Source organism: Aquirufa sp. A-Brett2-15D, assembly GCF_054558735.1.
Genome location: NZ_JBSKFT010000002.1, coordinates 240,767 through 255,060, shown reverse-complemented (window position 1 = coordinate 255,060; position 14,294 = coordinate 240,767). Strand labels below are relative to the sequence as shown.

Sequence of the window (14,294 nt, the reverse complement as noted above, 5' to 3'; positions counted from 1 at the left end):
TTAGATTACAAATTAAGCCAATAATTTAATTTCAACACCACTGCGCGGTTACGAATTTGCATGATTTCCGGAAAATAATTATCCGTGTACACTAAAAATAAATCAGATGCTGGTTTATAACGCCATTGCAGACGCGCATTTAAGTTGATATTTTTTGTTTGTTGATTGATTTGAAAGAAGGTAGCAAAGAATAATTTATTAGAAAAGGTGATGTCGATTTTGGGGCGAATAATCCAAAAATTAGAGGATACCTTCTTCGCCGCCATCACATCCGTACCGGGTACATAGACATCTACGATATCATTATAATCCAAGGCAACCGATACACTTCCATAAGGCTGGAAGCGATAGCCGATATCTGCGGTGACTCCCGTACGCCAGCCCTTGCCATAATAACCACCCAAACGAGAGGTTAAGGAATAGGTAAGTGCCTTAATGGGAGATGACATATACCGCGCATTAACCGCATACCAATCATGCTCTGTTCCCTTTTTCAAGGATGTATTTCCCATCCGCGTCGCATCAAAGTCATACAATAATTTCACATAATCATAGGAAAGATAGACTCCAAAAGTAGAACGATCTTTCATTGTACCTTCAAAAGAAGTGAAGGTGGTATTGTCCGTGAACGTACCTTGGTTATTCCAATAGCTCATCGACATCACGGAGAGTGTCGTATAAAATAAGTTCGTCGACTTGTTCTTCGGATAGAAATTCTTTCCTGCGTCAGTTTGAACTTGGAAGTAATTCAACCGAGGGACATAACCGGTCTCTGGATTATAATTTTCCCCTACCCAGGATTCTTTCACCGAGAAAGTCCAGTTATTGTCTTTATAGGCCAAAGAAGCCGCCTGCGAAAAACTACGATCTTTCTGCAATGGACTTATTGTATTTGCATAAAACAACGATCCAGTCCAAAAATTATCTGCTGAAGCTAAATTGTATTCGAATCCTACATCTCGATTATAATTCTGAAAACCATTTGAACGCTGTAAATCGGTATCAATGAACGATTGCTTGTTCACCATGTAAGCACCGAAATTCGATCGAGCAAATAACTTGCGCTGCAAAGCAACCATGGAATAGTTTTGGGTAGGAACTCCTTTCGCATCAATACGCTCAGACTGCACATTCAACACTCCGATACGCCAATCCTGGTTCAATTTACCACTCAAACGTGCCCCATAGGTAATGGGCGTTTGCTCGTAAATCCCCGTCTTTGGATTCAGGGCTAAACCGATTCTGCGCGAAAAGAACGGACGAATACTTTCCGTACCAAATCCATCAAATAAGTCTGAATTCTCGATGAAAAACTGGCGTTTCTCTGGATAAAAAAGCTCAAAACGATCCAAATTCGTCTGCTGCCGATCCACATCGACTTGGGAGAAATCAGGATTCAAGGTCATGTCTAGATTCAATCCGGAATTAATGGCCACTTTGATATCGCCACCAATTTGGTTTCGCATGGTAGCTGGATTTTTCGACTCATAATTCGCCGATACCCCTGATAAGACGTAAGGAATCAACGAGATATTTTTCTTAGGGGTAGGTGGCGGTGTATCCCAAACCAATACTCCCGCATAAGCTAAGGCAGCGGTTGGAAACTGCCGAGGGACAGGAGCCCAGGCTGACTTTTCTTTGGCCTTCAAATCATAGCGGGAAAAATTAATCCCCCAACGACTCACATTTCCCTTATAACGTATCGATTTAAACGGAATCGCTGCTTCGAAAATCCACGAATCTCGCTTATAGGTCGTCGCAGACTCCCATTTATTATCCCAGTTTAGATTTACTTTAGAACCCTCGGACATTTGACCATCCCACTGAGCTCCCGCCGCATTCGCACCAAAAGCAAAACCCGTCGTCTTATCTTCGAAGGTATCTATGAAGACTAAAAAATTATCATTCACCCCGAAGCCAAAGTCCCGCTTCATCGACTCCACCACAAAAGCCCCCGGTTCTTTCAAAAAACATTCCGCAGAAATATAGATGTATTTATCATCGTAGGCCATCTTCACATCTGTTCGAAGCTGGGCAAAAAGTGTATCGAAAGGATTGCACATCATGAAATCGCTGACAGCGGCCGCTTGAAACCAGGCCTTATCATCTAAGACACCGTCGATTTTTATAGCTCCGGTGCTTTGCTTGATGTACATTTTATAGTTTTCATTCTTCTTTTGGGCAAAAATGGCCGTGGACAGAAGAACTAAAATAAACAAAAGGTATTTTCTCATCCCTGCAATTTAAACAATTTTATGAGCTAAGAACGCGGTTCTGTGGGGGGATTTTTTTTAGTAGAGATAGCGGATTTCAATCAGCTTGTTTTATTTTTGCAATGTAAAATACAGAACTATGGGAAGAGCCTTCGAATTTAGAAAAGCGAGAAAATTCAAACGTTGGGGTCAAATGGCCAAAACCTTTACTAAAATCGGTAAGGATATTGTGATCGCTGTGAAAGCGGGCGGTGGGGATCCAGCGTCGAATTCCCGATTACGTGCGATCATTCAAAACGCGAAGGCAGTAAACATGCCGAAGGAAAACGTAGAACGTGCCATCAAGCGCGCTACTTCGAAAGACCAAGAAGATTATAAAGAAATCGTTTACGAAGGATATGCACTACATGGTATCGCCATCCTAGTAGAAACAACGACTGATAATATTAACCGTACCGTGGCAAACATCCGCTCTTCCTTCACTAAATGTGGCGGAAGTTTAGGAACAACAGGGATGTTAGACTTTATTTTTGCCCGCAAATCCGTATTTAAAATCGCGGCGAAACCAGAGATCGATTTAGAAGAATTAGAATTCGACTTGATTGACTTAGGTGGCGATGAAGTTTTCCTAGATGAAGAAACGAATCAGATAAACATCTACGGGGAGTTCACGGCTTTTGGAGGTATCCAAAAATTCTTAGAAGAAAAAGGATTTGAATTAATGGGAGCAGATTTCGAACGCATCCCAGACGAGACTAAAGAATTAACTGAGGAACAAGCGGCTGACGTGGAAAAACTCATCGAACGTCTAGAAGAAGACGAAGATGTGCAGAATGTCTACCACAATATGGGATAAAATTAGGAAGCGGAGCTCAAAAAAGCCTCCGCTTTTTTTCTGTCCAAACGGTATAAATAAGGTGCCTTGTGCGCTCCTCCTGAATATTTCTTTTCGATTCGCTCCAGAATATCTAAGCTCAACATCTTGCGCTGGAAGTTCGTTCTAACTATTTCCTTGCCTAAAATCGTCTCATAGACCTTTTGCAATTCCGACATCGTGAAGGTCTCCGGCAATAAATTAAATGCGGCTAATTTCGTATCAATCGAACTTCTTAAATGCGCTAGACCTGTTTTAATGATTTCGTTGTGATCTAAAAATAAAGCCGGAATTTGATCTACCTCCATCCAGGCTGATTCGTCAGAAATATCGTTTGTGGTTACCAGTACTTTCGAATAATCAACTAATGCATAATAACCAATCGAAATATAACGAAGCGACAACCACTTTAAGTCCTCGTTAGAACGGCCCATAGCTAGGTTGATCTCCTCGTGCTTTTCGATCGCGCCTATATTCCTTTTTAAATCACCAAAGGTGTGAAACTGCTGCAAATAGATATTTTCAAGCCCCGTCCTTTGCCACAAAACTCGTTTAGCCGCATCGTCCGCATCCTCCTCTTTCCCGATAAATCCACCCGCTATAGACCAGACCTCATTATTTCTAAATTTCAACAAAAGCACCTTTAAGTGATTCTCTTGAAACCCGAAAATGACACAGTCTACCGAAATATTCGGTAACCAATCACCTTTTAAAATGTCATTATTGGGCATGTTGCTGAATGAAGTTTTGTATTTGTTTCGCAAAGATCACGTAGCCCTTTTCATTCAGGTGTAAACGATCGGCTACAAAAATATCTTGCATCAAAGTACCATCTGCGTTATAAAAAGGCGAATGCATATCGATTACATAATGCCCTTTTTTCTTCGTCGAGATGGCAGCAATTCGCTGATTCAGATCTTGTTGTTTGGCTTTGTTCGCCGCACGAGCTAAACTAGGGCGAGCCGATACGAAAACTAATTTCGCTCCGGGAACCTGCTTCGCTAATCGCCCAGAAAACTCTTCGAACTGAGCCGCAATTTCTTCCGGACTTGTTCCCATGGTTAAATCATTATCTCCCTCATACATAAACACCCAGGATGGTTGGTATTTAGCGACCATGCGATCAAAATAATACAAGGCCTCCTTCAGCGTACTTCCACCAAAACCACGGTTCAATGCATTCGATCCTTTTGTATCTGCTTCAAAGTTCTTCCACAACCGGAAGCTAGAGGAACCGATAAATAATTTCATCCCTTTTGCAGGCATGGCGATCGAGTCCAGCTTTTCGTAAGAGACAATCTCTTTTTCGAAGCGGTTTAGTGGCTTCTGGGCGAATACGCCAAAAGACAAAAGTAGTAAAAGAAGGATCTTATTCATTGGGGTATTTTAAACCGATTTGGGAACGTATTTCATCTAATAAAGCCATTAATTCCGTACTAAATGCATGGGACATCAGCGCATTTTCTGTGCGACCAGCGCGCAAATCTGCTTGCACCGCCTCCGCTTCATAACTATATCCCCAGCCTAAACGCTCTGTTTCGTAAAACGTTTCCTTATCGGTTTCATGGATGGTAACGGTGATGCCTTTCGTTTCGTGGAAACGAGAATGCATGTGGATTTTACCTTTCGTTCCGTGAATTTCACAGGTCGTATCGGTCTTCGTTGCAAAGGTGGAGAATAAAGAAGCGGTCGCTCCTGAACTATATTTCAAGGCAATCGACGTATTCATATCAACACCCGTGGGCGCCATTACACCCGTTGCCTTCATTTCTAGGGGATTTCCGAGAACGAATTTGGAGATAAATAAAGGATAAATTCCGATGTCTAATAAGGATCCTCCGGTCAAAGCTGGATTAAACCAACGCGCCTCCGGGATATACTCGGCCTGAAACCCAAAGTCCGCTGTCAAATGAACGATATCACCTATCACGCCGGAAGCTAAAATCTCTTGCAGCTTCACAATAGATGGATGAAAACGCGTCCACAAGGCTTCCATCAGGAAAATCTGTTTTTCTCGCGCGGTTGTAATCATCTCCGCTACTTGCTTCGAATTAATCGCAAACGCCTTTTCACATAAGACTGGAATTCCTGCGTTCAAGCACAATAAGGTGTGCTGGTGGTGCAAACCATGCGGGGACGCGATGTAAACCACATCGATTTCGCCACTCGAAAGCATCGCTTCGTAAGAGCCAAAGCACTTCACATCTGGCCCATAATGGGACGCAAACTCGACTGCACGGGAAATATCTCTGGAAGAAACGGCAGCTAAATAACCGTCTTTCACAAAGGCTAAGTCATCTGCAAATTTGCGGGCTATTCCACCGCATGCCAAAATACCCCAACGGATGGGTCCTGTATTTTTCATAGTTTTAGGTTAATATTATAAGGCGCCTAATTCAGTTATTAAAGACTGAACTTGGGCTAAATTTACTGCTGGGAAATTCGCGATACGGATTTGGGTTTCTTTCAATTTGCCATATCCGGCCCCTAAAATCATATCACTCTTTTCTTTAATCGTAGAAATCACTTTCGAGCTACCTTCTTTGCAGTTTAATACTACAACAGTCGCTGAACGGTGATTTTCATTCTCCACGAATATCTCGAATTTATCTGATTTCTTTGCGAAATCATACAAAGCCTTCGCTTTTTTATCCGTCTCTTTGCGCATCTCCTCCACTCCGATTCGGTTAAAATCCTCCGCCACTTTACCTAACACATAGATTGCCATCACGTTAGGTGTTTCTGGCGTTTCGAAATTTTTATAATTTTCCCAAAGGCTAGGCAGCGAGTGGTAGGTCCCCACGATTCCATCGTGCTTCTTCATTCGCTCGGATTTCTCCAGCATCGCCTCATTCGCAAACCACACGCCTAAACCAGCGGGCATTCCGAAGGATTTTTGCACGCTAAAAAACGCGGAGTCCACTAAATTAAAATCCAAATTCGGGTAAGGTGCAGAGGAAACCATGTCCACCGCCACAAACTTATCCTTATTCGCCTTCTTGATCTTGTGAATTTCAGAGGCCTTCATTTGAACGCCCGAACTCGTCTCGTTCGCCGTGCAGCAGATTAGTTCCGCATATTCCGGCACATCCACTTCAGCCGCATCGAAACCCTCGCCAAAAGGCTTGTGCATCGAATTCGCAAACTTGTGCAAGTCTTTAGAGAAATCGAAGAATTTCTTCGAAAACGAACCGTTCACTAAGTGAAAACTTTCGTGCTCTACGGTATTCATTAAAATACGCTCCCACACCTCTGTTGCAGAACCTGTAAACAGGACGGCATGGCTTTTAGGCAAGGCGAATAATTCGCGCAATTGTTCATCTGCATGCTGGTAAATCTTACGGAAAGCCGCGGAACGATGGGAAATCGAACCGAGGTTTAAGCGGAATGCCTCCATGTAATGGGACTGAACCGTAGGAAATAAGGCCGCAGGGCCGGGGGTAAAAAAGGTGCTCATATTAATATAACATTCTAAACTTAATCGTGTTATCGATTAACTTCAATTCATTCACGATTTCCTCTGAGTATTCCTTCGCCACATCCGTAATCACATATCCCGTATTTTCTGTGGTCTTTAAGTATTGACCGATAATATTTACGTGGTATTTCGCGAATATTTGGTTGATTTGGGCCAAAATCCCCGGCATATTGTGGTGAATGTGCAATAAACGGTGCGCATCCTCTAATGGGGGCAATTGCAATTCAGGGAAATTCACAGAACCATACGTACTGCCATTATTGATGAATTGCAATAATTTCGAGGGAACAAACTCCCCGATATTCTGCTGTGCTTCCTCCGTGCTTCCACCGATATGCGGCGTCAAAATCACATTAGGCAATCCACGTAATTCATTGATAAACTCCTCGTCATTTGTCTTAGGCTCATAAGGAAACACGTCTATTGCCGCTCCCCACACTTTACCTGACTTAATCGCCTCCACTAAGGCTGGAATTTCGACCACATGACCACGAGACAAATTCAAGAAAACTACATTATCCTTCATCCAAGAAAACTGTTGTTTCCCGATGATATTTGTATTCGACTTACGACCATCTACGTGTAAACTCACAAAGTCCGCATGAGATAATAATTCTTGTAGGCTGCTGCATTTTTTGGCATTACCTAAAGCTAATTTATCGACCGAATCATAGAAATACACCTCCATACCCAGCGCCTCCGCAATTACGGAAATCTGTGTACCGATACTTCCATAACCCACTAAACCGATTTTCTTACCTCTGATTTCATACGAATTCGTCGCTGATTTATCCCAAACACCCGCATGCATTTTCGTCGATTTCTCGAAGATATTACGCGTCAACATCACCATTAAACCAATCGATAATTCCACGACCGAACGCGTATTCGAATACGGCGCATTGAAAACCGCGATCCCGCGCTTCTCACATTCTATCAGATCTATTTGATTCGTACCAATACAGAAGGCGCCTACACACATCAGGCGTGACGCATTCGGGTGGTCTAATACTCTCTTCGTCAAAAGCGTCTTAGACCGAAGGCCTACGATCGAAACGTCCTTAATCTTCTCGATCAATTCGTCCTCGTCTAAAGCGCCCTTTAATAATTCCACCTGGAAACCTTCTTTCTTAAACGTATTCACGGCACCTGGGTGCACATTTTCCAATAAAAGAACTTTGATACGTGATTTAGGATAGGATTGTGCCCGGCTTAAACCGTTGATATATAAAAACTCATCTAAAGACGGGACGATAAAATCCGCTTTATCCGTCACCGCTTTGCGAGTTACGTTCTCAGTAAATGCAAAGAACTTATTTGCTAAACCAGATTCGCGTAATTCATAATCCGTAATGCCGTCGCCTATCACGTAAACCTCGCCTTCTAACTGCAAGGATTGCAATAAACGCACTTTCCCTTTGTCTTGAGACAATAAATTTTCTGCGTCATAACCGGTGATATTTCCTTCCGCATCGTAGGTAAATGTATTCGCATACACGTTCTCTTCCGGGATGCCCATCTCATTTACCACGGGAACGATAAAGTCCTTGAAACCAGAGGATACGATCAAAATTTGAGCGGCATTCTCTTCTAAAAAATCCTTGTTGCGCTTAAAAGACTCTGAGATTTTACCCTTTAAAAAGACGATTAATTGATCGACGTGCGAACGATTCGCTGGCAATAAAGCCACGCGATCGCGCAAAGAATCTGCAAAAGAATAGGCCCCTACCATTCCTTGGTCGGTGATGTCCTTAATCTTTCCTACGATCTCCGCCTGCTTCGGATTTCCCTGAAGCGCGATTCTCGCTAATTCATCTAGTCCCTCCACTTTCGTGAACGTACTATCGAAATCAATTACAATTTTTAAAGGTTCTGCTTGAGCTGTAGGCATAGTATTATTTTCTAAATGCTTTTATTAAACCAAATTTCGGCTCGATTCTCCGACCAAGTATAGCCCTGGTAATTCTTCGGATAGAATCCACAATGCCCTCCTTTTTCCTGTGCGTCTAATTGGACAAAATCCAAGGTCTTCACATAGTCTTCCGGAATACATTCCGCCGATAAAAAAGGGTCATTTTTTGCATTCACGATTAAAGTGGGTACGTTAATCCGATCCAAAAAATACAAGGAACTACTCTTTTCGTAATAGTCTTCCCCGTCTTTAAACCCGTGCAAAGGCCCGGTGATCACATCGTCAAAATCCACTAAACTCTTCACCGAATCAATCATCTCCGCGGTAATATCCTGAGGATAGCGCGCGGACTTTTCCTTGACCTTTTTAATGAGAGTTTGTAGAAATCGATGAGTGTAGAGTCTGTTTTCCCGCTTAGCTAAATTTTTGCTACTCGATGAAAGGTGTAAAGGTACGGAAAATGCGATAGCTTTTCGAATCATTTTGGGTGGATTTTTACCCTGTTCCCCTAACCATTTTAAGGTCAAGTTACCCCCTAAACTAAATCCTGCCAGGTAAATATCCTTGGCTCCCCGTTCGATTGCCAGACGTATTATAAAGTCCAAATCATCCGTCGCCCCACTGTGGTAAAACCGCAAGTTCAGATTAGGCTCTCCAGAACAACTGCGGTAGTTCCAAGCCAGCGCATTCATCCCCTTCATCTTTTTAATCAATCCCGTGATATATTGTCGATCACTCGAACCCTCTAAACCGTGAGAAACGATTAAAAGCGGCCTCTCAGAGAGCTCGCCTCCATACCAATCGATATCCAAGAAATCTTGATCCGGTGTGGTCACTCGTTCCCGCCGAGGTGTTTCATTCAGTGCCACTTTCCGAAAAATGGAAGGATAAATACTCTGCGTGTGTCCGTCCGGTAACCAAAGAGGTGGAGTATAATTTTCCAATGTTAAATAAAAAAGTCCGGGAGCAATTGATCTTCGGGCGTATTCGGATTCACGCGGTATTGTGTAAAATCAGTCACACCTTCAGCCCGCAATACCTCTTCATCAATGTAAAAGTGACCACTTACCGTCTTCGCATCTTTCTGCAAGATAGCCGAAGCGGCATCTGCCATGATACTCCCTTTGCGACCTAATTGCATCATCGCCGCATTTCCTATCGCAAATTCAATCGCGGCAGTAGATATGATTGTTTTAGGCCAAAGTGAATTAAATGCCACCTTCCCCTTAAATTCCGACGCCATACCCAGTGTGCATAAAGACATCCCAAATTTTGCAATCGAATAGGCCACATGATTTTCAAACCAGCGTGCCTCTACATTCAAGGGAGGAGAAAGCGTCAAAACGTGCGGATTTTCCGATTTCAATAAATAGGGCAAACAAGCCTGAGCACACAAAAAGGTCCCCCGGGCATTTACTTGATTCATCAAATCGTATTTCTTCATCTCCGTGCTCAAGGTACCCGTGAGCTGAATGGCTGAGGCATTGTTGATCAAAATATCAATACCCCCGAAGGTATCCACCGCTTTTTTCACCGCTGCTAAAACCTGATTTTCGTCACGAATGTCTACCATACAGGCCAAAGCCTTACCCCCAGCCGCCTCAATTTCTGCTGCCGCGCTGTGAATAGTACCCGGTAATTTAGGGTGTGGTTCCGAAGTTTTCGCCGCAATAACAATGTTAGCGCCCTCTGAAGCTAATTTTTTTGCAATATCTAATCCAATTCCACGGGATCCTCCCGTGATAAAAACGGTCTTATTTTTGAAGTGCATCTTGTTCGTATTTATTCTTCATCTAAATTACGATTTTCTTTCAAAGACGGATAATATTTTAATTTTTGCATCGTACTTTTGTGAATTAATAATCTCGCTTAAGACAACAATGATTTTACCTTTTAAATCCGTCAGCCTTTCACACCGCACTGCGCCGCTCGCTATTCGTGAGCAGTTAGCATTGAATGAAGAAGAGAGCAAAGGATTTTATGTGAAGTGCAAGGATCTTTTTGGCCTAAATGAATTATTAATCGTTTCTACTTGTAACCGCACCGAGTTCTATTATACCTCAGATCGCGACATTTCAACCGATTTAATCAAAGCTTTCTTAATCGAGAAAGGCTTAACCAATACGGCAGAATACCTGGCTTATTTCAAGCAAATGGATGAAACAGAGGATTCTCTGCGCCATTTATTCGAAGTAGCGACAGGTTTACAATCGAAAGTAGTGGGGGATTTACAAATCCCTAACCAGATCAAGAAAGCCTATCAACAAGCGGCGGATTCGAATATGGCTGGACCTTATTTGCACCGTTTAATGCATACCATCTTCTATTCGAATAAGCGCGTAGCTCAAGAAACCTCGTTCCGTGATGGAGCGGCCTCTGTTTCTTATGCGACCGTTGCCTTAGCTGAAGAATTATCTCAAGCCCTCCCTAACCCGAAAGTCTTAATCCTAGGTTTAGGCGAAATAGGGCTGGATGTTTGCAAAAACATGGAAGATAAAGATTTTGCAGAGTTCACGATTATGAACCGCACGATCGAAAAAGCAGAAAAAATCGCTGCTGGGAAAGACCTTTTTAGAGTAGCTCCTATCACAGACTTGTGGAAGGAAATCGCAACGGCTGACATTATCATCTCGTCTGTTCGCACGGATAGCCCGATTATCACGCAAGCTGAGATCAAGAAATTGCAATTATTGTCCTTTAAATACTTCATCGACCTTTCTGTACCCCGTAGTATCGAAGACGGAATCGAGAAGATTAATGGGGTGCTATTATACAACATCGATACCTTGAAGGAGCGGGCGAATGAGGCTTTGGCCACACGTTTAGCGTCTATTCCAGAGGTAAGGACCATCATCGAAGAGAGCATTATCAGCTTTAATGATTGGTCGAAAGAGATGGAGGTTTCGCCTACCATTAATAAATTGAAGAATGCGCTGGAGCAAATCCGTAAAGAGGAATTGAACCGCCATATGAAGGGTTTGACGAAGGAAGAGACCGAGAAGCTGGAGAAAATTACGGCTGGTTTAGTCCAAAAAATCATCAAACAACCTATCATTCACCTAAAAGCTGCTTGCAAACGCGGTGATTCAGATAAAATGGTGGATGTATTGAACGATCTGTTCAATCTAGAAAGTTTCGAAGAAATCGAATCTTAACTAATCCTGATGAATAGCGAAATTCTTCAAAAGCTGGCCCGCTATTGCGCCTATCAGGAAAGATGCGTGCAAGAACTGGAGCAGAAGATGAAGACTTTTGAGGTTGTGCCCGCGGAATTTCCATTCTATTTAGATTGGCTTAAGGAAAACAATTACCTGAACGAGGCGCGTTTTGTCGAGATCTTCGTCCGCTCTAAATTCAATCAAAAAAGCTGGGGTCGCACTAAAATTAATTACGAATTACGCAAGCGTGGTATTTCAGCCCCTTTATTAGCCAGCGCCTGGGATGGAATCAACGATCAAGATTATATAGAGAAAGCACGCGCACTTTTGCAGAAGAAAAAAGACGAGATAAAATCAGGGACCTCGCCACAGCGCTACCAAAAATGCTATAATTATGGTCTCTCTAAAGGATACGAATCTTCGCTGGTTCGCGAGCTTTTGAAGCCCTTATTTGCATAAAAGCAAAATTTCCCTACCTTTGGCATATGAAATTACAAGCAAACAGCTATCTAACAGGTTATTATTACGCAGGTTATTACAACGCTGCCTAATCGGTTATATAGTTTTTTGTCAAATCTATCAGCCGACTTTATGTCGGTTTTTTGTTTTATGAGCTTACACATCACAGCGGCGAGCCGCTTAAACAGCGTAGAGGAATACTATTTCTCTAAAAAATTAAAGCAGATTGCGGCTTTGAAGGAATCCGGCGTGCCCATCATTAATTTAGGCATCGGATCCCCTGACTTAGCCCCATCCGCTGAAACCATCGCAGCACTCACGGAAAGTGCTGCTAATCCGACCCATCACGCCTACCAAGGTTACCAAGGTATTCCGGCATTACGAGAAGCATTCGCCTCTTTTTATGCAACGCATTATGGAGTAACCGTAAACCCGGCCTCTGAGATTTTACCCTTGATTGGTTCTAAAGAAGGCATCATGCACATCGCGATGGCCTATTTAGAAAAAGGGGATGTAACCTTAATCCCGAATCCAGGCTATCCAACCTATTCAGCTGCTTGTTCGCTCGCAGGTGCAACGGTCGAAAGCTATGAATTATCGGCATCGAATAGCTGGTTACCTGATTTAGTGGCCCTTGAAAAACGCGATTTATCTAAAGTGAAAATTATGTGGGTGAATTACCCACACATGCCCACAGGAGCGCAAGCAACCGTAGAATTCTTCACCGAATTACGTGATTTTGCTCTTCGTCATTCGATATTATTAGTAAATGACAATCCCTACAGCTTCATTCTGAACGATAAGCCTTTAAGTATGCTTTCGATTCCAGGTATGCAGGAGGTGGCCATTGAATTGAATTCCCTTTCTAAATCCCACAACATGGCGGGTTGGAGAATTGGGGCGGCTTTTGGAAAAGCGGAGTTTCTCGCACCCGTGCTGAAGTTTAAATCCAATATGGATTCTGGAATGTTCTTACCGTTGCAGCAAGCCGCGGTGAAAGCTCTTTCTGCAGATAGCGCTTGGTTTGCGAATCAAAACCGCATCTACCGTTCACGTCAGAAGCTAGTTTTCGAACTCTTAGATTTAATTAACTGCGTGTATGATCCAGCTCAGTCGGGGATGTTTGTTTGGGCCAAAATCCCTTCAGAATTCACCTCCGGATATGTGTTATCAGATAAAATTTTAGATGAAAACGCGGTGTTTATTACGCCGGGGGGAATCTTCGGCAGCCAAGGCGACGGATACATCCGCATCTCGCTTTGCGCACAAGAATCTGTTTTCTCACAAGCGATCGATCGCATCAAAAATCACAGCAATGGAATCTCATAAAGTAGGTATTATTGGTATCGGCTTGATAGGCGGGTCCATCGCCCTTGGATTGCGCAAGTCGGGATGGGCTTCTGAAATCGTAGGAATCGATACGAATACCGAGCACCAGAAAAAGGCGCTATCGTTAAGACTCGTAGACCGCATCGCCACCTGGCAAGAGGCCATCGATCAAGTCGATGTCTTCGTTTGTGCCATTCCCGTAGATCTTTTAGTGGCTTTAATTCCGTCTGTCTTAGACTCACTAAAGCCCGGCCAAATCATCATCGAAGTGGGTTCCACCAAAAGCCCGGTTTTCGAAGCTTTACAGCATCACCCCAAACGCGCTCAATTCGTTTCTACCCACCCCATGGCCGGAACCGAATTCTCTGGCCCGGAGGCGGCCGTTCAGGGCTTATTCGTGGGAAAAAGAGGCGTTATTTGCGACAAAGAATTAAGTGATCCAGCAGCGCTTGCCTTAATCGAGGATTTATACCGCCATGGATTAGAGATGAACCTGATTTACATGGGTTCTATCGAGCATGACGTGCACACTGCTTACATTTCACATATCTCCCATATCTGTTCATTCGCCCTAGCGAATACGGTATTAGAAAAAGAAAAGGATGAATCCCGCATCTTCGAATTAGCTTCGACAGGTTTTGAGTCGACGGTACGTTTAGCGAAATCATCCCCAGAAACCTGGAGCCAGATTTTCCACCAAAACCAAGAGAATCTGCTTGACGTGCTCGACGAGTATATCAACACCCTCTTGAAATACAAGGGCCTAATGCTTTCTGGCAGCTACGAAAAACTGAAAGAAGAATTAGGAAAGGCGAATGATATCGGACGCATTTTGAAAGGATAAAAAAAAGCCCTTGCAATTCTGCGAGGG

The 14,294-nt window shown here is 43.2% G+C and carries 13 protein-coding genes; 5 read left to right on the top strand and 8 right to left on the bottom strand.

Annotation, left to right across the window (positions count from 1 at the left end):
• Positions 1-5: 5 nt before the first annotated feature.
• A complete protein-coding gene (locus tag ACST14_RS06295; RefSeq protein ID WP_459461701.1) occupies positions 6-2,234 on the bottom strand; it encodes a DUF5916 domain-containing protein in 2,229 nt (742 codons plus the stop codon).
• Between the two features lie 118 nt (positions 2,235-2,352).
• Between ACST14_RS06295 and ACST14_RS06290 the strand changes: the two genes are divergently transcribed.
• Positions 2,353-3,069 (top strand): YebC/PmpR family DNA-binding transcriptional regulator, encoded by a 717-nt coding sequence (locus tag ACST14_RS06290; RefSeq protein WP_459461699.1) that lies wholly within the window; start codon positions 2,353-2,355, stop codon positions 3,067-3,069.
• Between the two features lie 2 nt (positions 3,070-3,071).
• Here ACST14_RS06290 and ACST14_RS06285 read toward each other — a convergent pair whose 3' ends face one another.
• The 7 genes from ACST14_RS06285 to ACST14_RS06255 are packed head-to-tail and all read right to left on the bottom strand — an operon-like array spanning position 3,072 to position 10,248.
• Positions 3,072-3,818: an NUDIX hydrolase gene (locus ACST14_RS06285; RefSeq protein WP_459461697.1), complete on the bottom strand. Its 747-nt coding sequence runs from the start codon at positions 3,816-3,818 to the stop codon at positions 3,072-3,074.
• Positions 3,808-4,464 carry a GDSL-type esterase/lipase family protein gene (locus ACST14_RS06280; protein WP_459461695.1) on the bottom strand — a complete coding sequence of 219 codons (657 nt, stop codon included), beginning with the start codon at positions 4,462-4,464 and terminating at the stop codon, positions 3,808-3,810. Before ACST14_RS06280 ends, ACST14_RS06285 begins: the two co-directional genes overlap by 11 nt.
• Positions 4,457-5,452 (bottom strand): Gfo/Idh/MocA family protein, encoded by a 996-nt coding sequence (locus ACST14_RS06275; protein WP_459461693.1) that lies wholly within the window; start codon positions 5,450-5,452, stop codon positions 4,457-4,459. The genes ACST14_RS06280 and ACST14_RS06275 overlap by 8 nt, the downstream gene beginning before the upstream one ends.
• 15 nt (positions 5,453-5,467) lie before the next feature.
• Positions 5,468-6,544: an aminotransferase class V-fold PLP-dependent enzyme gene (locus tag ACST14_RS06270; protein ID WP_459461690.1), complete on the bottom strand. Its 1,077-nt coding sequence runs from the start codon at positions 6,542-6,544 to the stop codon at positions 5,468-5,470.
• Between the two features lies 1 nt (position 6,545).
• The gene (gene serA, locus ACST14_RS06265; RefSeq protein WP_459461689.1) at positions 6,546-8,456 is read right to left on the bottom strand and encodes a phosphoglycerate dehydrogenase; all 1,911 of its coding nucleotides are present in this window, start codon (positions 8,454-8,456) and stop codon (positions 6,546-6,548) included.
• Positions 8,457-8,467: 11 nt separating this feature from the next.
• Positions 8,468-9,421 (bottom strand): YheT family hydrolase, encoded by a 954-nt coding sequence (locus ACST14_RS06260; RefSeq protein ID WP_459461688.1) that lies wholly within the window; start codon positions 9,419-9,421, stop codon positions 8,468-8,470.
• 2 nt (positions 9,422-9,423) lie between these two features.
• Positions 9,424-10,248 carry an SDR family oxidoreductase gene (locus ACST14_RS06255; RefSeq protein WP_459461687.1) on the bottom strand — a complete coding sequence of 275 codons (825 nt, stop codon included), beginning with the start codon at positions 10,246-10,248 and terminating at the stop codon, positions 9,424-9,426.
• A 109-nt stretch (positions 10,249-10,357) separates the two neighbouring features.
• Here ACST14_RS06255 and hemA point away from each other — a divergent pair, with 109 nt between their 5' ends.
• From hemA to ACST14_RS06235, 4 genes are all read left to right on the top strand, one after another.
• Positions 10,358-11,632 (top strand): glutamyl-tRNA reductase, encoded by a 1,275-nt coding sequence (gene hemA, locus ACST14_RS06250; protein WP_459461685.1) that lies wholly within the window; start codon positions 10,358-10,360, stop codon positions 11,630-11,632.
• Positions 11,633-11,641: 9 nt separating this feature from the next.
• Positions 11,642-12,094, top strand: coding sequence for a regulatory protein RecX (locus ACST14_RS06245; protein WP_459461683.1), 453 nt, complete (start codon positions 11,642-11,644; stop codon positions 12,092-12,094).
• A 150-nt stretch (positions 12,095-12,244) separates the two neighbouring features.
• The gene (locus ACST14_RS06240; RefSeq protein WP_459461681.1) at positions 12,245-13,423 is read left to right on the top strand and encodes a pyridoxal phosphate-dependent aminotransferase; all 1,179 of its coding nucleotides are present in this window, start codon (positions 12,245-12,247) and stop codon (positions 13,421-13,423) included.
• Complete coding sequence (locus ACST14_RS06235; RefSeq protein WP_459461679.1) at positions 13,410-14,267, top strand: prephenate dehydrogenase; 858 nt, start codon at positions 13,410-13,412, stop codon at positions 14,265-14,267. Before ACST14_RS06240 ends, ACST14_RS06235 begins: the two co-directional genes overlap by 14 nt.
• Positions 14,268-14,294 lie beyond the last annotated feature (27 nt).